The organism is Pseudonocardia broussonetiae (assembly GCF_013155125.1).
In the GTDB taxonomy this organism is placed as follows: domain Bacteria; phylum Actinomycetota; class Actinomycetes; order Mycobacteriales; family Pseudonocardiaceae; genus Pseudonocardia; species Pseudonocardia broussonetiae.
The window spans coordinates 1,107,417-1,124,350 of sequence record NZ_CP053564.1 but is presented as its reverse complement, the minus strand read 5'-3'; the positions used below and the strand labels follow the sequence as shown (position 1 = coordinate 1,124,350).

17 protein-coding genes and 1 tRNA gene are annotated in these 16,934 nt (G+C 74.5%); 6 read left to right on the top strand and 12 right to left on the bottom strand.

The window, feature by feature from the left end:
• Positions 1 to 20: 20 nt before the first annotated feature.
• Complete coding sequence (gene dusB, locus HOP40_RS05515) at positions 21 to 1,169, bottom strand: tRNA dihydrouridine synthase DusB (protein ID WP_275691338.1); 1,149 nt, start codon at positions 1,167 to 1,169, stop codon at positions 21 to 23.
• 19 nt (positions 1,170 to 1,188) lie between these two features.
• The gene (locus tag HOP40_RS05510; protein WP_172155276.1) at positions 1,189 to 1,773 is read right to left on the bottom strand and encodes a superoxide dismutase family protein; all 585 of its coding nucleotides are present in this window, start codon (positions 1,771 to 1,773) and stop codon (positions 1,189 to 1,191) included.
• Between the two features lie 102 nt (positions 1,774 to 1,875).
• Here HOP40_RS05510 and HOP40_RS05505 point away from each other — a divergent pair, with 102 nt between their 5' ends.
• Both HOP40_RS05505 and HOP40_RS05500 read left to right on the top strand, forming a co-directional pair.
• Positions 1,876 to 2,631: a maleylpyruvate isomerase family mycothiol-dependent enzyme gene (locus HOP40_RS05505; protein WP_205347092.1), complete on the top strand. Its 756-nt coding sequence runs from the start codon at positions 1,876 to 1,878 to the stop codon at positions 2,629 to 2,631.
• 42 nt (positions 2,632 to 2,673) lie between these two features.
• Positions 2,674 to 2,746 (top strand) — tRNA-Lys (locus tag HOP40_RS05500).
• Positions 2,747 to 2,757: 11 nt separating this feature from the next.
• On the opposite strand, the gene HOP40_RS05495 is transcribed toward HOP40_RS05500, so the two are convergent.
• Positions 2,758 to 4,059 (bottom strand): DUF1479 domain-containing protein, encoded by a 1,302-nt coding sequence (locus HOP40_RS05495; protein WP_172155272.1) that lies wholly within the window; start codon positions 4,057 to 4,059, stop codon positions 2,758 to 2,760.
• Positions 4,060 to 4,144: 85 nt separating this feature from the next.
• Here HOP40_RS05495 and HOP40_RS05490 point away from each other — a divergent pair, with 85 nt between their 5' ends.
• The 4 genes from HOP40_RS05490 to HOP40_RS05475 all read left to right on the top strand — a co-directional run bounded on the left by HOP40_RS05490 (position 4,145) and on the right by HOP40_RS05475 (position 7,691).
• Complete coding sequence (locus HOP40_RS05490) at positions 4,145 to 5,305, top strand: ROK family transcriptional regulator (RefSeq protein WP_172155270.1); 1,161 nt, start codon at positions 4,145 to 4,147, stop codon at positions 5,303 to 5,305.
• Between the two features lie 85 nt (positions 5,306 to 5,390).
• A complete protein-coding gene (locus HOP40_RS05485) occupies positions 5,391 to 5,780 on the top strand; it encodes an MmcQ/YjbR family DNA-binding protein (protein WP_172155268.1) in 390 nt (129 codons plus the stop codon).
• A gap of 76 nt (positions 5,781 to 5,856) precedes the next feature.
• The gene (locus tag HOP40_RS05480; protein WP_172155266.1) at positions 5,857 to 6,903 is read left to right on the top strand and encodes a 2,5-dihydroxypyridine 5,6-dioxygenase NicX family protein; all 1,047 of its coding nucleotides are present in this window, start codon (positions 5,857 to 5,859) and stop codon (positions 6,901 to 6,903) included.
• Positions 6,900 to 7,691 (top strand): maleate cis-trans isomerase family protein, encoded by a 792-nt coding sequence (locus HOP40_RS05475; RefSeq protein ID WP_172155264.1) that lies wholly within the window; start codon positions 6,900 to 6,902, stop codon positions 7,689 to 7,691. Before HOP40_RS05480 ends, HOP40_RS05475 begins: the two co-directional genes overlap by 4 nt.
• 54 nt (positions 7,692 to 7,745) lie before the next feature.
• Here HOP40_RS05475 and HOP40_RS05470 read toward each other — a convergent pair whose 3' ends face one another.
• The 9 genes from HOP40_RS05470 to HOP40_RS05430 form a co-directional block, all read right to left on the bottom strand.
• On the bottom strand, positions 7,746 to 8,606 hold the full coding sequence (locus HOP40_RS05470) for an alpha/beta fold hydrolase (protein WP_172155262.1): 861 nt from the start codon (positions 8,604 to 8,606) through the stop codon (positions 7,746 to 7,748).
• Positions 8,599 to 9,252, bottom strand: coding sequence for an isochorismatase family protein (locus HOP40_RS05465; RefSeq protein WP_172155260.1), 654 nt, complete (start codon positions 9,250 to 9,252; stop codon positions 8,599 to 8,601). The genes HOP40_RS05470 and HOP40_RS05465 overlap by 8 nt, the downstream gene beginning before the upstream one ends.
• Positions 9,242 to 9,913 carry an SRPBCC family protein gene (locus HOP40_RS05460; RefSeq protein WP_172155258.1) on the bottom strand — a complete coding sequence of 224 codons (672 nt, stop codon included), beginning with the start codon at positions 9,911 to 9,913 and terminating at the stop codon, positions 9,242 to 9,244. The genes HOP40_RS05465 and HOP40_RS05460 overlap by 11 nt, the downstream gene beginning before the upstream one ends.
• Positions 9,910 to 10,422, bottom strand: coding sequence for a (2Fe-2S)-binding protein (locus HOP40_RS05455; RefSeq protein WP_172155256.1), 513 nt, complete (start codon positions 10,420 to 10,422; stop codon positions 9,910 to 9,912). The genes HOP40_RS05460 and HOP40_RS05455 overlap by 4 nt, the downstream gene beginning before the upstream one ends.
• Positions 10,404 to 12,809: a xanthine dehydrogenase family protein molybdopterin-binding subunit gene (locus tag HOP40_RS05450; RefSeq protein WP_172167892.1), complete on the bottom strand. Its 2,406-nt coding sequence runs from the start codon at positions 12,807 to 12,809 to the stop codon at positions 10,404 to 10,406. The genes HOP40_RS05455 and HOP40_RS05450 overlap by 19 nt, the downstream gene beginning before the upstream one ends.
• Before the next feature lie 68 nt (positions 12,810 to 12,877).
• Positions 12,878 to 13,762 (bottom strand): FAD binding domain-containing protein, encoded by an 885-nt coding sequence (locus tag HOP40_RS05445; protein ID WP_172155254.1) that lies wholly within the window; start codon positions 13,760 to 13,762, stop codon positions 12,878 to 12,880.
• Positions 13,759 to 15,141 (bottom strand): MFS transporter, encoded by a 1,383-nt coding sequence (locus HOP40_RS05440; RefSeq protein ID WP_172155252.1) that lies wholly within the window; start codon positions 15,139 to 15,141, stop codon positions 13,759 to 13,761. Before HOP40_RS05440 ends, HOP40_RS05445 begins: the two co-directional genes overlap by 4 nt.
• 11 nt (positions 15,142 to 15,152) lie before the next feature.
• Positions 15,153 to 16,421 (bottom strand): FAD-dependent monooxygenase, encoded by a 1,269-nt coding sequence (locus tag HOP40_RS05435; RefSeq protein ID WP_172155250.1) that lies wholly within the window; start codon positions 16,419 to 16,421, stop codon positions 15,153 to 15,155.
• Positions 16,422 to 16,512: 91 nt separating this feature from the next.
• Positions 16,513 to 16,914, bottom strand: coding sequence for a MarR family winged helix-turn-helix transcriptional regulator (locus HOP40_RS05430; RefSeq protein ID WP_172167890.1), 402 nt, complete (start codon positions 16,912 to 16,914; stop codon positions 16,513 to 16,515).
• Positions 16,915 to 16,934 lie beyond the last annotated feature (20 nt).

Sequence of the window (16,934 nt, the reverse complement as noted above, 5' to 3'; positions counted from 1 at the left end):
GTTGGGGTGCGGAGGCGGGTCTAGCCGCCGGAGTTCTCCATCTCGGCACCCAGGGGGACGGTGACGTCGTCGGGGTCGTCGAGCCAGTGCTCGGGCAGCACGACCCGGCCGGGGGAGCCCTGGCGGCCGCGCGGGCCGTCGGCCTCCGCGGGGAAGGGCTGGTCGAGGTCGAGCTCGGAGACGAGCTCGTCGAGCTCGTCGACGCTGGTGATGAGGCCGAGGCGGCGCCGGACCTCCGGGCCCACGGGGAAGCCCTTGAGGTACCAGGCGACGTGCTTGCGCATGTCGCGGATGCCCTTGGTCGGGTCGGCGTCGGTGCGCATGTGCTCCTGCAGGAGCTCTGCGTGCCGGTGCATGGTGGCCGCGACCTGGCGCAGCGTCGGCGGCTCGGGCAGCGGGCGGCCGGCGAACGCGGCCTCGAGGTCACCGAACAGCCACGGGCGGCCGAGGCAGCCGCGGCCGACGACGACGCCGTCACAGCCCGTCCGGTCGACCATCGCGAGCGCGTCGGCGGCGCTGAAGATGTCGCCGTTGCCCAGGACCGGGATCTCGCTGGGCACGGCCTCGCGCAGCCGCGCGATGGCCGACCAGTCCGCGGTGCCGGAGTAGCGCTGCGCCGCGGTGCGGGCGTGCAGCGCCACGGCCTGCGCGCCGACGCCGACCGCGCGCTGCGCCGCGTCGAGGTAGGTGTGGCGGCCGTCGTCGATGCCGATGCGCATCTTGACCGTCACCGGGATCGAGCCCGCGTTGTCGACGGCCGCCTTCACGATCGCCTCGAACAGGCGCCGCTTGTAGGGCAGCGCGGCCCCGCCGCCCTTGCGCGTGACCTTGGGGACGGGGCAGCCGAAGTTCATGTCGACGTGGTCGGCGAGGCCCTCCTCGGCGACGATCCGCACCGCGCGGCCCATCGCCACCGGGTCGACGCCGTAGAGCTGCATCGAGCGGGGCTGCTCGTCGTCGGAGAACGCGATCATGCGGCGGGTCAGCGGGTTCTTCTCCACCAGCCCGCGCGAGGTGATCATCTCGCACACGTAGAAGCCGGCGCCCTGCTCGCGGCACAGGCGGCGGAACCCGGCGTTGGTGATGCCGGCCATCGGCGCGAGCACGACCGGGGTCTCGGACACGAAGGGTCCGATGCGCAGCGGGCGGTAGCGGGTCGAGGCGGTCACGCCCCGATTGTCCCCCTCGTCAGAAGTCCACGGAGATGCAGGCCGCCCGGGCGCCCGCCGTGCCCGCCTCGCCGGGATCGGTGGCCGTCGGCATGGCGTGGACGATGACCGACTGCGCCCGCCGGTCGCGCGGGAAGGACCACTGCACCTCGGTCGTGGCGCTGCCCGCCCCCGACCCGTCGGTGGTGAGGTCGAGCCAGATCTCGTTCTGCGGGTTCGCGTAGGCCGGGTCGACGCTGGGCTGCACCGGGTCGACCTCGTACTGGAAGTGCGGACCGGCCAGGTCGCCCGTCGGCCCGCACGGCTGCGTGTGGGCGTGCGCGCCGTAGCGGCGGTCGGGCTCCAGGCCGCGCACCGCGAGGGTGACGGTCGTCCCGTCGTCGCCGGTGCTCGAGCTGACCGCGCCCCGCGCCCCGACCGGCACCAGCTCCGGGTCGTAGGTGGTCGCGGTGCCGCCGCCGGTGCCGAACGTCGCGCTGACCTGCACGTCGCGCGAGGGCGTGGTGGTGGGCGTGGTGCTCGGGGCGGCCGCGAGGGCGCCGCTGCACCCGCCGAGCGCGAGCACGCCGATCAGGACCGGTCCGACGAGGCGGGAGGAGCGCATGGCGACAGGATGGACGGTCACGCAACGCAGTCGATACTCACCCTCCGTTACTCCTTTCGGTCCGCTTCCCCTCGCGCCGGTCGGCAGGACAGGATCGGGCCCGTGGACGCGATCGTGCAGGCCCTGACCGAGCAGCACCGCGAGCTCGACGACGTGCTCGCCGGCCTCGACGCCGACTGCTGGGCGCGCCCCGTCCCCGCCTGCCCCGGGTGGTCGGTGGCCGACGTCGTCCTGCACCTCGCGCAGACCGACGAGCTCGTCGTCGCGAGCCTCGACGGCGGCTTCCCCGCGGCCGCGGCGCGGATCACCGGCGAGCCCGTGGACGGCACCGTCGACGACCAGGTGGGCGTGATGGTCGAGCGCGAGCGCGGTGCTCCCGGACCCGAGGTCCACGCGCGGTGGCGGGCGGCGGCGTCCGCGGTGCGGGGCCTGTTCGCGGAGTCCGACCCCCGCCGGCCGATGCCCTGGGTCGTCACCGACCTCCCCGCGCGCACGATGGCGACCACGCGCCTGGCGGAGACCTGGATCCACACCCACGACGTCGCCGAGGCCGTCGGCGCGGCGCTCGTGCCGGGCGAGCGCCTGCGCCACATCGCGCGCCTCGCCGTCCGGACCGTGCCCTACGCCTTCACCCGCGCCGGCCTCGACCCGCCCGCCGGCCCGGTCGCCGCCCGCCTCACCGCCCCCGACGGCGGCACCTGGCAGATCGGCGACGGGAACGCCACCACCACGGTCCTCGGCCCGGCCCTGGACTTCTGCCTGGTGGCGGCCCGCCGCCTCGATCCCGCCGCCTCCGGCCTCACCGCGGAGGGCCCCGACGCCGACGAGGTGCTGCGCCTCGTCCGGACGTACGCCTGATCGCCCGGCGTCGTAGGCTGGCCGGGCCGCTGCGAGCGGCCGGGGCCTCTAGCTCAATCGGCAGAGCAGCGGACTTTTAATCCGCGGGTTCGGGGTTCGATCCCCCGGGGGCCCACCCCGTGCTCCTCAGCCGGTCAGGCCGAGGCCGCGTCGACCGATGTCGTTCAGGTCGTCGGTCGTGAAGCGGTCCGGCCAGGTGCGCTCGTAGTGCTCGGCGGGGAAGTCGCCGGGGCTCGAGCCGGTGCTCAGCGCGTCGCGCACGTCGGCGGCGTAGACCTCGTTCCGCGGGCACCAGGGGGCGGCGGGGATGTACATGACGTTGCCCCACCCCTTCTGGTCGGTCACCGGGGCGACGCCGTGGACCATGTCGCAGTGCCACCAGACGGAGTCGCCGGCCCGCACGTCGGGGATGCCGGTGACCGCCTCCATGAGCAGGGGGTGCCACGTCTCGTTCGCCGGGAAGACCTGGTTGGTCGTCACCCCGCACATGTCGTCGTCGGCGACGTCGGCCAGCAGCGGGCGGAGCATGAGGTAGGCCATCGCCTCGGGGACGGGCACGGTGTGCAGCACGCCCTGGTCGTGGTCCATGTCCGAGAGGGCGGTCCAGCCCTGGAAGGTGCGGAACGCCGAGCACATGGTGGTGCCGGGGTACTGCGGGCCCGCGGTGCGGTGGGCGGCGTCCCACGGGTCGTACTGCTCGACGGTGCCGTCGAACAGGTGCCGGAACGCCTGCTGGTAGGCCTCGGTCATCCAGAGGTCGAGCGTGCCGGGGTCGAGGTGGGTGCCGAGCCCGCCCGAGTCGGCGCCCGGCGGCCGGCGGCGGATGCGGTCCGGGTAGAGCGAGTCGCGGTCGGGGTCGAACCACCGCACGCCGTCGGACTCGTGGCGCCACCGGCTGTTGAGGAACGCCTGCACGCGGGCCATCCGGTCGCTCTGGCGGGCCTGCATCTGCGGGGGTGACCAGTAGACGGGGTAGATCTCGGGCCGGGAGCCGACGCTGCCGAAGAAGTCGTCACCCGGGCCGCGGTAGTCCTCGAAGAACCGGTTGCCCTCGACGTAGTCGACGACCTCGCGGTCCCACCGGACGGCCTGCTCGTGCGGGAAGTGGCCGCGGACGACGAGGCACCCGCGACGCTGCAGCCGCGCCAGCTCCTCGGCGGGCACGGTGCCGGCCTCGATGTCGGCGTACTCGATCACCGGCCAGACCGTCTCGCCCCTCGCCTTCTCCGCGACGATCTCGGCCACCCGTGCGGCGACGCGGGCCTCGACGACGGCGAAGACCTCCTCGACCGTCCGTCCGGACGCCGCGATGCGGGCCCGCAACGCGGCCTTGATCTCCCGGGTCGCCGCCCGCAGGTCGGCGGGCGGGGTCTCCCAGTGGGGCAGCGCCGGCAGGGTCGGGGTGCCGGAGGTCGGGGCGATCGTCATGCCAGCTCCTTTGGTGAGGACTCCTTACCAAAGGACGGTAGAGGCTGGCGGCCGTTCAAGCAAGAGTCCTTACTAGGCTTCGGCCGTGCCCCCCGCCAAGCCGTCGCTCGACCTGCTGCGGTCCCTGACCGACGAGCACGTGCTGCGCGCCCTGACCGAGGTGCGGCAGCTGACCCGGGCCGAGCTCGCGGCGCGGACGGGCCTGTCCAAGCCCACCGTCTCCGACAGCGTGCGCCGGCTGTGCGAGGCAGGCCTCCTGGTCGACACCGGCGAGCGGACGACCGGGCGGGGGCGCGTCGGCTCGTACTACGGGCTGGCCGAGGACGTCGGCGACGCTCTGGTGGTCGGCGTCGCGCCGGAGGGGATCGTGGCCGAGAGGGTCGACGCCCACGGCGACGTGACCGCCACGGCGACCGTCGGGATCCCGCGACCGGCACGGGCCGCGCAGGTCGTCGAGGCCCTGACGGCCGCGGTCGAGGCGGTGCAGGACGGCACCTCGCGGCGACGGCCCCGGCTCGCGGTGGTGAGCGCGGCCGACCCGGTCGATCGGGCCTCCGGGCGACTGGTGCACCTGCGCGACTCCCCGTTCCTGATCGGCGAGCTGGCGCCCTCCGAGGTGCTGGCCCGGTTCGTCGACGGTCCGGTGTCGGTCGACAACGACGTCAACTGGGCCGCCCGGGCCGAGCGGGACGCCGCCGCGGGCGATCCGGACCTCGACGACTTCGTCCACCTGCACCTGGGGGAGGGCCTCGGCTGCGCCGTCGTCAGCGACGGTGCCGTCCGCCGCGGGCACGCCGGCCTCGCCGGGGAGGTCGCCCACGTCCTGGTCGCCGGGCCGGGGGAGCGGGCCATGCCCCTGATCGAGGTGTTCGACGTGCTGCGGCTGCGCCGACCGTCCTCGACGGCGATCGACGTGCCCGTCCTGCTGGCCGCGGTCCGCGGCGACGGCCCCGGTGTGGCCGACGTGACGACCGCGCTCGCCCGGGCCGTCTGCGGCGTCCTCGCCGCAGCGGTGGCCCTCTCCGACCCGGCGCTCGTCGTCCTCGGCGGCGCCTGGGGCATCGAGCCCGCCGTCCTCGACGCCGTCACCGCCGAGTTCGCGCGGCTCCCGCGCCACGTCCCGGTCCGGGCAGCACGGCTGACCGACGCCCCCTCGCTGACCGGTGCCCGTACCCACGCCCTGCACGAGCTGCGCACGGTCATCACCACCGCCGCGCCGGGGCGAGACTCCCGCTCGGACGCGTGACTCCGGGGCGACGCGCCGACGACCGATGACTCCCGCTCCGCCCCTGCGTCTTCCCGGCACGGGCGATCAAGGGGGGTGCATCTCGGTGGACGGGAACGGGCGGGGCGCCAGGGTCGCGGACCTCCGGCCGCTGGGTGCCGGGCTGGAGCGCTCGTACGAGGTGCACGTGCGCGGGCGGCTCGAGTTCCGCGTCGGGCAGATCGTGTACGTGGCGATCTCGCTGGACGAGACCGTGCTGGGCTTCGCGTTCCCGAAGGAGGAGCGGGAGGCGCTCGTCGCGGGCGACCCGAACAGGTTCCACCTGCCGTCGACGTCGGACCTGCGGTTCAACCGGGTCCACGCGACCCTCGCCGCGCTGGACCCGGTCGAGGCCCGCGAGCTCGTCGTCGACGCCTGGCGCCTGGTCGTCCCGAAGACGTTGTCGCGGGCCTACGACCTCGCCCATCCCGAGGGTCCGGGCGCGCGGACCGGCTGATCCGGGCGAAGACCGTCCGCCGCAACTGTTGCGTACTCGGATAATACGTGCTCGGATGGTAGTGGAGGTGGTCGCGATGGACCAGAACCTGTTCAACGACATCTGCCTGGAGCAGCTGCGCCTGTCGGGCGTGCACGAGGGTGAGACGGTCGTCGTCCTGACCAGGGGCGGCGAGCGGGCGGAGTACGCGGACGCGTTCCTGTGGGCGGCGCAGAAGCTGGGCGCGGCGGCGTACCACATGCGCCTCCCCTCGCCGGTCAGCGCGGCCGGCGCCTGGGCGGTGGGGGACTCGGGGCTCGGGTCGCTGCCGCTGGCCGTCGAGGCGCTCCAGGCTGTCGACATGGTGGTGGACTGCACGTTCCTGCTGTTCAGCAAGGAGCAGTTCGCCATCCAGGACGCCGGTACCCGGATCCTGACCGCGGTCGAGCCCCCGGAGCTGCTGGCCCGGCTGATGCCGACCACCGAGCTGCGCGAGCGCGTCGAGATCGGCGCCGAACTGCTCGCCAAGGCCCAGACCATGCGGATCACCAGCCCGCACGGCACCGACGTCACCTACCGCCTGGGCGTCTACCCGACGATGAGCGAGTACGGCTACACCGACCAGCCCGGGCGCTGGGACCACTGGCCCGCCGCGTTCGTGTTCACCGGCGGCGCCGACGACGGCGTCGACGGCAAGATCGTCCTGGCCCCCGGTGACGTGCTGCTGCCGTTCAACACCTACGTCCAGACCCCCGTCGAGATCACCATCGAGGCCGGGTTCATCCGCGACATCCGCGGCGGCGCCGGCTCCACCGGCCTGGACGCGGACCTGCTGCGCTCCTACATCGAGAGCTTCGAGGATCCCCGCGGCTACGGCATGTCCCACGTCGGGTGGGGACTCGACGAGCGCGCCCACTGGCACGGCCTGACCCAGTTCGGCGGGGGCATGGGCATGGAGCTGCGCAGCTTCTACGGCAACGTCATGTTCTCCATCGGCCCCAACAACGAGCTCGGCGGGCCCAACGACACCGCCTGCCACTTCGACATCCCGATGCGCGGCAACAGCCTGCTCCTCGACGACGAGCTGATCGTCGACGCCGGCCAGCTCACCGTGCCCGAGATGCGCCCGGCGGCCAAGCGATGACGGGACAGGCGGGGACCGACCACCACATCGGGATGATCGTCCCCAGCTCGAACCTCACCATGGAGACCGAGCTGCCCCGGATGCTGCGCGCCCGGGAGGAGGCCGACCCGGGCGACCGGTTCGTCTTCCACGCCGCCCGCGCCCGCATGCAGCACGTCACCCCCGAGCAGCTGCGTGCGATGAACGCCCAGGCCGACCGGGCCGCCGCCGAGCTCGCCGACGCCCGACCCGACGTCGTGGCCACCGCCTGCCTGGTCGCGATCATGGCGCAGGGACCGGGGTTCCACTGCACCGCCGAGGACTCGATCACCGCGGTGCTGCGCGCCGAGGGCTCGCACGCCCCGGTCGTCTCCAGCGCGGGCGCCCTGCTCTCGGGCATCGCCGCGCTCGGGGCGAAGCGGGTCGCGCTGATCACCCCCTACATGCAGCCCCTGACGCAGGCGGTCGTGGCCTACCTGCAGGACGCCGGCGTGCAGGTCGTGGACTCCCTGTCGCTGGAGGTGCCCGACAACCTCGCGGTCGCCCGGCTCGACCCGGCCGACCTGCGCGAGCACTGGCGCGCGCTCGACCTCACCGGCGCCGACGCCCTCGTGCTCTCGGCCTGCGTGCAGATGCCCTCGCTCGCCGCGGTCGAGGCGGTGCAGCAGGACTGCGGCCTGCCGGTGCTGTCGGCGGCCACGGCGACGACGTTCCGGATCCTGTCCGAGCTCGGGCTGGCGACGAGCGTGCCGGGTGCGGGGGAGCTGCTGTCGGGCCGGTACACCGACCCCGGCCGCGCGGCGGCCTGACGGAACGGCGAACGGCCCCGCACCGGGGGGTGCGGGGCCGTTCGCGTGCGCGTCCTACGCCATGCCGGCCAGCGCGGAGCGGACCGCGGTGACGGCGGCGTCCGGGTCGTCCCAGAACACCATGTGGCCGGTGCCCGGCACCTCCACGACGGCGGCGCCGGGGTGGGTCGCGGCCGCCTCCCGGGCACCGTCGGCGGTCACCACGGGGCTGGCCCCTCCGTGGACGAGCACCGTGGGGGCCGGGACGGCGGGCCAGGTGTCGAAGAAGTCCTCCGACTCGAACCCGGCGTGGGTCTCGGCGATCGCCCGCGCCGAGCAGGACCCGAGCCAGCGCGCGCGCAGGGCCTGCTCCGCGCGCGGCCAGGAGGGCCAGGAGCGGGCGACCTCGTCGGCGTCGGTGACCCCGCGGGCCTGGTCGAGCTGACCGAGGAACGCCTCCAGGGTGGTCGGGTACGGACCGCGCCCGGGCCCGCTCATCGGCGGGTCGACCAGCACGGTGCCGCGCACGGCGATCCGCCCGCGGGCCGCGGCGGCCGCCGCGATGCGGGCGCCCATCGAGTGCCCGAGCAGCACCGGGCGGTCGAGCCCGAGGCCGGTCACGACGGCCTCGACGTCGTCGGCGTAGTCCGCCAGCGCGTAGCCGCCGGGCCCGGGGGCGGAGTCGGACAGGCCGCGGCCCCGGACGTCGAGCAGGACGGGCCGGACCAGGTCGGTCAGCCGGCGGGCCACGAAGTCCATGGTGATCGCCGGGCTGGTGATGCCGGGCAGCACGAGCACCGGCGTCCGGTCGCCGCCGTAGTCCAGGACGTGCAGGGCCAGGCCCGAGGCCCGGACCCAGCGGCTGGTGGCCGGGACGTCGGCGAGGTCGGCGAGCGCGGCCTGGGTCAGGACGCGGGGGTCGGGTGCGTCAGGCACGGGCCGCCTCCCGGTCGGTGCCGAGGTAGCCGAGCGCGTCGTCGAGGGTGACGACGTCGGCGTACTTGGCCTGCAGGTCGAACAGCGCGGCGTCGTGCGGGGCCTGCGCGCGGTCACCGCACGCCGTGCCGACGACGAGCGTGTCGAAGCCCGCGGTGACGCTGTCGACCGCGGTGGCCCGGACGCAGCCGCTGGTGGTCGCGCCGGTCACGACGACGGTGCTCGCGCCGAGCCCGGACAGCAGGGCGGCGAGGCCGGTGCCGTGGAAGGCGGACGCGCCCTTCTTGACGATCGTGTGGTCGCCGGCGAGCACGGGCAGCCGCGGGTCGAGCGCGACCGCCGGCGACCCCTCGCGCAGCGCGCGCATCCCGGGCGCCTTGCGCAGCCACGCGACCGCGTCGCCGTCGGCCTCGGCGCCGGTGTAGGCGATGGAGGTCCACACCACCGGCACGCCGGCGCGGTGGGCGGCGTCGGCCAGTGCGGCGTTCTCCGCGACGACCCCACCGAGCTCGGCACCGCTGGGGAACCCCGGCTCGGTGAACCCCCGGGTCAGGTCGACGACGACCAGCACCGGGCGGGGCCCGCGCGGGACGGCGGCCCCGAACCCGGCCCGGGCGTAGACGGCGTCGGTGCTCTCAGCGGTCACGGCGCAGCTCCTCGATCAGCATCCTCTGGCCCCGCAGCCGCCCGGCCATCCATCCCTGCAGGAACGCGACGGCCAGCGCGGCGGCCGCGGCGGCGATCCGGCCCGCGTTCGGGGGCAGCAGCACCCCCAGCCCGTCGACGGCGCCGTCGCGGTCCGCCGGCCCGGCCGTGGGGGAGGACGGCGCCGCTGCGGCGCGCTCCGGGGACGCCGGTGCGGCCGACCCGTCGAGCTGCGCCGCCAGGTTCTGCGCGAACCGGTCGAGCAGCCGGTTCGACACCGCCACGATGGCGCCCTTGCCGAACTGGGCGATCTTGCCGCGGATGACCAGGTCGGTGTGCAGGCGCAGGATCGACCCCGCCCCGTCGGGCACGACGGACAGCTCGACCTCCGCCTCGGCGTCGCCGCTGCCGTGGCTGTCGGCGCCCCTCGCGGCGATCCGGAGCCGCCGCTCGTCGGGGGTGACGTCGAGGAAGCGGACGGTGCCGCCGTAGGCCGCCCGGATCGGGCCGACCTTGACGGTGACGCGGCCGCGGTAGGTGTCGCCGTCGCGGCCGTCGAGGACGGCGCCGGGCAGGCAGGTCGCCACCCGCTCGACGTCGTTGACCAGCGCGAACACCTCGTCCGGAGGGGCGGCGACGGTGAGCTCGTTGTCCAGGATCACGCGGTCTCCCCAGGTGCTGCGAGGCGGGTGCGGGCGGTGTCGGCGATCGCGTCGACGATGGTCTGGTAGCCGGTGCAGCGGCAGAGGTTGGCCGACGCCACCTCGCGGACCTCCTCGCGGTCGGGCTCGCCGGCCCCCGTGGCGGCGCGCTCGGCGAGCCAGCCCTCGGCCAGCATGAGGAACCCGGGCGTGCAGAAGCCGCACTGGAGCCCGTGGTGGCGGCTGAAGGCCTGCTGCAGGTCCGACAGCTCGCCCGACGGCGCGGCCAGCGACTCCACGGTGTGCAGCGCGCTGCCCTCGGCCTGCACGGCGAACAGCAGGCAGGCGCGCGCCGGGGCGCCGTCGACGAGGACGGTGCACGCCCCGCAGACGCCGTGCTCGCAGCCGGCGTGCGCGCCGGTCAGCCGCAGGTCGTGGCGCAGCACGTCGAGCAGGGTGCGCCGGGCCTCGACGACGACCTCGTGCTCCTCGTCGTTGACGGTCAGCGTGATCAGGTGGCGGTCGTGCACGCCGGCTCCTTCCGCAGCAGGGCCTCGACGACGGTCTGGGGGTGGACGGGGGTCGCGTCCAGCTCGACCCCGGTGTGGCGCAGCGCGTCGTTGACGGCGTTGAGCACGGCGGCCGGCGCGCCGATGGTGCCGCCCTCGCCGGCGCCCTTGGCCCCGTTCTCGGTGAACGCGCAGGGCGTCTCGAGGTGGGCGACGGTGATGTCGGGGATCTCGGTGGCGGTGGGCACCTTGTAGTCGATGAAGCTCGCGGCCGAGGGCTCACCGTTCGCGTCGTAGGTGACCTCCTCGAACAGTGCTCCGGCGATGCCCTGGGCGATCCCGCCCCGGCACTGCCCGTCGACGACCTGGGGGTGGATGACCACTCCGCAGTCCTCGACGCAGGCGTAGCGCAGGATCTCGACCCGGCCGGTGCCCGCGTGGCACTCGACGACGACGGCGTGCGTGGCGTTGGAGAACGTGCCGTCGCCCGGGGCGTCGAAGCTCGCGGTGGCGCTCAGGCCCGGCTCGACGTCCTTGGGCAGCAGGTTCGACCGCAGGTACGCGACGTCGGCGATCTCGGTGAACGGGATCCGCCGCGCCGGGTCGGTGCGCAGCACCACCCCACCCTCGCCGTCGAGCTCGACGTCGTCCTCGGTGACGTCCATCAGGTGCGCGGCGATCCGGCACAGCAGGACGCCGAGGCGGGTCGACGCCGCGGCGACCGCGGATCCGCCGACGGTGATCGAGCGGGAGGCGAAGGTGCCCCAGCCGTAGGAGATCCGCTCGGTGTCGCCCTGGCGCAGCTTGACCTGCGCGATGTCGATCCCGAGCCGGTCCGCGACGATCTGGGCCATCGTCGTCTCGTGGGACTGGCCGTGGTTGAGCGTGCCGCTGGTGACCACCACCGACCCGGAGGTGTCCATCCGGATCTCGGAGATGTCGAAGCCGGGCACGACGGTCATCCGCCGCTTGGCGAAGGCGTCGGAGCCGTACCCGGTCCGCTCGCTGAAGCAGCAGAACCCGATGCCGACCGCCCGGCCCTGCGCCGCGGCCTCGTCGCGGAACCGGAACCAGCCCTCCTCGCGCAGCGTGCTCTCGGCGAGGTCGAGCGACTCCCGGTAGGTGCCGGGGTCGTAGGTGACGTCGTTGACACCGGTGTAGGGGAAGTCGGTGATGAGGTTGCGGCGGCGGACGTCGAGCGGGTCCATGCCCAGCTCGCGCGCCGCACGCTCCATCACCCGCTCCATCGCCATGACGTACTGCGGGCGGCTGACCCCGCGGTAGGGCGCCGTCGGGGCCTTGTTCGTGGTGATCGCGCGGGCGCGCACCCGGTAGGCGGGGACCCGGTAGACCGACGGCATCTCCGCCGAAGCCATCAGCGGCTCGATGCCGGCGGTGAACGGGTAGCAGGAGTAGGCGCCCATGTCGCAGACGACGTCGACGTCGAGGGCCAGGACGGTCCCGTCGGCGTCGAACGCGGCGCGGGTGCGGTAGTGCTGCTCGCGCGCCAGGAACGACGCGGTCAGCGACTCCCGGCGGTCCTCGATCCACTTGACGGGCCGGTCGAGCCGGCGCGCCACGGCGGCGACGACGATCTCCTCCCGGCCGACCACGCACTTCTGGCCGAAGCCGCCGCCCATGTCGGGGACGGTCACGCGGATCGTGCGCTCGTCGACCCGCAGGCAGCGGGCGGCCAGCGTCCGCACCTGGTGCGGGATCTGCGTGCAGGTCTGCAGCAGCAGCTGGTCGTCGCGGTCGTCCCAGGAGGCGAGCGCGCCGCGGGTCTCCAGCGGCAGCGCGTTCTGGCGGCCGGTGCGGGTGTCGACCTCGACGACGCACGCGGCGTCCGCGAAGACCTCGTCGATGCCCTCGGTCGCGAACATCGACACGTCGACGAGGGTGTTCGCGGCCGCGTCGGCGTGCACGAGCGGCGCGCCGGGAGCCAGCGCGGTCTCCTCGGAGACCACCGCCTCCTCGGCGGTGATCCGCACGACCGCGGCCTCGACCCCGTCCTCGGCGGCGTAGGGGTCCCGCGCCACGACGACGGCCACCGGCTCCCCGACGAACCGGACGCGGTCGCGGGCGAGCACGGGCATCGCGGTCGGGACGAACTCCTCGGGCGGCCGGTCGAGCAGCGCGACGATGTCGGCCAGGTCCAGGTCGGCGGCGTCGAACGCGGCGACGACGCCGGGCACCGCCCGGACCGGCTCCAGGTCGATCCCGGTCAGCGCGCCGTGGGCGACCGTGGAGCGGACGAACGCGGCGTGCAGCACGCCGGGCGGGTCGATGTCGTCGAGGAAGCGGCCGCGGCCGGCGACGAGCCGGGGGTCCTCCCGGCGGGGCACGGACACGCCCACCCAGCGGGCGGCGCCGGCGTGCGACCGCGGCCCGGTGGCGGGGCTGGGCACGGCGTGCCCGTCGACGCGGGTCTCGCCGACCGGCTCGGGCGCCCCGGTGGCGGTGGGGAACTCCCGGCTCACGGGTGGGACTCCTTCGCTCCGTCCCAGGCCTGCTCGCAGGCCCGGGTGACGAGGGTGCGGACCAGGTGCCGCCGGTAGTCGCTGCTGCCGTGCGCGTCGCCGGGCGGGTCGACCCCTGCCGCGGCGGCGTCGGCGCAGGCCGCGAACGAGGCGGGCCCGCCGTCCAGCTCGGCCTCGGCGACGGGCACGCGGACCGGCGCGGGGGCCACCCCGCCGAGCACGACCCGTCCGCCGAGGAGGGTGCCGTCCGGGGCGCGGTCCAGCGCGACGGCCGCGTCAACGACGGCGAAGTCGCCGTGGCGCTGGGCGAACTCGGTGAGCGCGGCGTGCGGTGCCGGGCGGGTGAACACGACCTCGGTGACCAGCTCGTCGGGCTCCACCTCGGTGGCGTAGAAGCCGTGGAACATCTCCTCGGCCCGGATCTCGCGGCGGCCGCCGGGCCCCTCGGCGACGATCCGCGCGTCGCACAGGAGCGCGAGCAGGCACCACTCGGCGGTGGCGTCGCCGTGGACCAGGCTGCCCGCGACGGTGCCGCGAGTGCGGATCGGCAGGTGCCCGACCCAGCGCATGGCCCGGCGGAGCACGCGGTAGTCGCGGCCGGTCGCGGTGGAGGTCTCGACCTCGTGGTGGGTGGTCAGGGCTCCGATGCGCAGCGACCCGTCGGCCTGCGGGGTGATCCCGGTCAGCTCACCGCGGCGGCGCAGCCCGCCCAGGTCGACCAGCGCCGACGGCCGGGCGAGCCGGAAGCTCATCATCGGCACCAGGCTCTGGCCGCCGGCGAGCAGCTTCGGGTCCTCGCCCGCGGCGGCCAGCTCGGACAGCAGCGCCACCGCGCCCGTGACGTCACGGGCGCGGTGGTAGCTGAAGGCGGCCGGTTTCACCGCGCCGCGGCCTTGTCGCCGGGCTCCACGGCGACGATGTGGTCGAGCTCGCGGCCCGCGGTCTCCGGGGCGGCGACCCACATCCAGGCCACCGCGGCCACGACCAGCACCCCCAGCAGGGCGAAGGTCAGCGGCAGGCCCAGCACCGGCCACAGCACGCTGCCGAACAGCAGCGGGGCGAAGCCGGTGACCGCCCGGCTCGACGACGACGCCCAGCCGAACCCGCTCGCCCGCAGCTCGGTCGGGTAGAGCTCGGAGACGTAGGCGTACATCACCGGGATGACGATCAGCGCGAGCATCCCGAACGCCCCGAGCGCGACGAGCGCGACCCACGGGGTGCCCAGCAGAAGCGCGAACGCGACCAGGGTGACCGCGGCCAGCGGACCCGCGACGGCGATGACGCGCTTGCGCCCGACCCGCTCCACCACCAGGACGGCGATGAGGACGCCCACGATGCCCAGCCCGTTCATGAGCGTCGTCGACGCGAACGCGGCGACCTCGCCGAAGCCCTCGGCCCGCAGGATCGAGGGCATCCAGCTCAACGCGGCGTAGTAGACGAGCATGACGGAGATGAACAACGCCCAGGCCACCGACGTGATGCGGGGGCTGAACGCCCACACCCGGCGCAGCTGGTCGACCGCGGCGCGGGCGGCGCCACCCCTGGTGTCCTCGACGACCGGGGCCGGCACGGAGTACGGCTCCGGCGCCGCGCCCGTCCGCCGGACGAGGTCGTCGATCACGGCGCGGGCCTCGTCCTCGCGGCCCTTGCGGACCAGGAACAGGGGCGACTCCGGGATACCGCGACGGGCCCAGAAGAGCAGCAGCGCCGGGAGGATCATCAGGAGCAGCATCCAGCGCCAGTTGCCGTCGACCGGCACCAGCAGCGTCGCGCTCACCCCGGCGAGCGTGGCCCCGATGGGCCACCACCCGTCCATGGCCGACAGCACGCGGCCCCGGTGCTTGCGCGGTGAGAACTCGCTGACGATCGCGTAGTCGACCGGGATGCAGCCGCCCAGGCCGATGCCGGCGAGGAAGCGCAGCAGGAAGAAGACCTCGATGTTGGGCGACAGCGCGCCCAGCGCCGAGAACAGCGCGAAGATCAGCAGTGTGATGCTGAACGCCCGCTTGCGGCCGATCCGGTCCGCGATCGTCCCCCAGGCGACCGCGCCGACGGCCATGCCGACGAGGTTGGCCGTCGCGACGAGCCCCCGCTCGGTGGTGCTCAGGTCGAACTCCGCGCCGAGCAGCGGGGTCAGGAAGCCGTTGAGCGCGACGTCCCAGGCGTCGAACATGTAGCCGAGGCCACCGATGATGAAGACCTTGCCCTGCACGCTCCAGCGCCAGGGGAGGTCCTGGACGATCTGATCTCCGGTACGCATACCTGCTCCCGTCACCGTGCGAACTGGTAGGTGAGTGCCTCGTTGTCGGGGTCGTGCAGCGGACTGCCGTTCCACAGCCAGTCGTAGGAGACGTCGGACTCGCCGTCGAACCGGCGCAGCTTCTCGTCGCGCTCGCGCTGCTCCGGGCCGTCGGGGAGGTGGTAGAAGTCCATGTTGCGCAGCGACGCGTCCTGCACCATGCCCGCGTGCTTGGCCCGCCGGTGGACGTAGCGCGCCAGCGCGCCGTCGACGCCGTTGCGGCTCACCGAACCGAGCTCCTCGGCCAGCACCGCGGCGTCCTCCATCGCCTGGGACGCGCCCTGCGCCTGGTAGGGGAGCATCGCGTGGCAGGCGTCGCCCAGCAGTGCGACCCGGCCGTCGACCCAGACCGGGTCGCGCCGGCGGCGGAACAGCGCCCACACCGACACGTCGTCCTTCGCCTTGGACAGCATGGCGCCGACGCGGTCGTCCCAGTCACCGAAGTCGGCGACCATGTCCTCCGCCGACGCCGGTGCGCTCCAGTCGCGCCGGACCTCCGCGGTGCACGGCACGATCGCCACGACGTTGAGGTGCTCCCCACCGCGGATCATGTAGTGGACCAGGTGCTTGTCCGGCCCGTACCAGATCGTCGACTGGAACCGGTCGGCCAGGAAGCGCGTGGCGGGGTCGGCGACGATCGAGTCGCCCGGGATCAGCGCCCGGTAGGCCATCTCGCCGGAGAACACGAGGGTGTCGTCGAACCCGGCCAGGTCGCGCACCGCGGAGCGGATGCCGTCGGCGCCGACCAGGACGTCGGCGGCGTACCGGTCACCGCGCGCGGTGACCGCCACCGGGCGCTCGGCGTCGCTGCGGTCCAGTTCCACCACCTGCGCGTCGGTGTGCACGGCCACGACCGGGCCGGGGCCCGCCGGGTCCAGGCACGCCTCCAGGAGCACCGCGTGCAGGTCGGCGCGGTGGTAGTGCCAGTAGGGCGCGCCGTACTGGTCGACGACCCGCCGGGCCAGCGGCAGGGACGCGATGACGCTGCCGTCGGCCCACCGCCGCCGGACCTGGTCCTGGGGCTCGGTGTGGATCCGCTGCAGCGCTCCTCGCAGACCCAGGCCCACCAGGATCCGGCTGGCGTTGGGGGCGGTCTGGATGCCGGCGCCCACCTCGCCCAGCTGCGGTGCGGCCTCCAGCACGGTGACCCGGAGGCCCTTCTGGCGAAGCGCCAGCGCGGTGGTGAGCCCGCCCAGTCCACCGCCCGCCACGGTCACCTCGAACGACTGGCTCGGTGCCACGTCGACCACCCCTTCCGTCCTCGTCAACTAATCCGAACACGTACTATCCGGATACGCAAGAGTTTTCGGGGGACGATCTCGGAAGGTCCTGCTACTCCAGCTCACCGTCGGCGACGGCTTCCCAGGCGCGGCCGAGGTCGTTGAGCAGCTCGGCGATGCGCGCCCGGTCCTCCTCGGGCAGGTGCGCGAGCAGCGCCTCGTCCAGCGCCCGCGTCCGGTCGAACGTCGTGGCGAGGGCCTCGGCACCGGCGTCGGTCAGGGACAGCAGCTTGCGCCGCGCGTCCTGCGACGACTCCGACCGCCGGATCAGGCCGCGCCGCTCCATGCGCCGGCAGACGTCGGCCATGGTCGAGGTGTCGAGGGCGACGGCGCCGGCGAGCGAGCTCTGGTCGGTGTCGGGGTAGGCCCGGATCGCGGACAGCACCGCGAACTGGGGCCCGGTCAGGACGGGGTCGACGTGACGGGTCCACGCCGCGAGGTACGCCTGGTACATGCGACGGGCGCCGTAGCCGG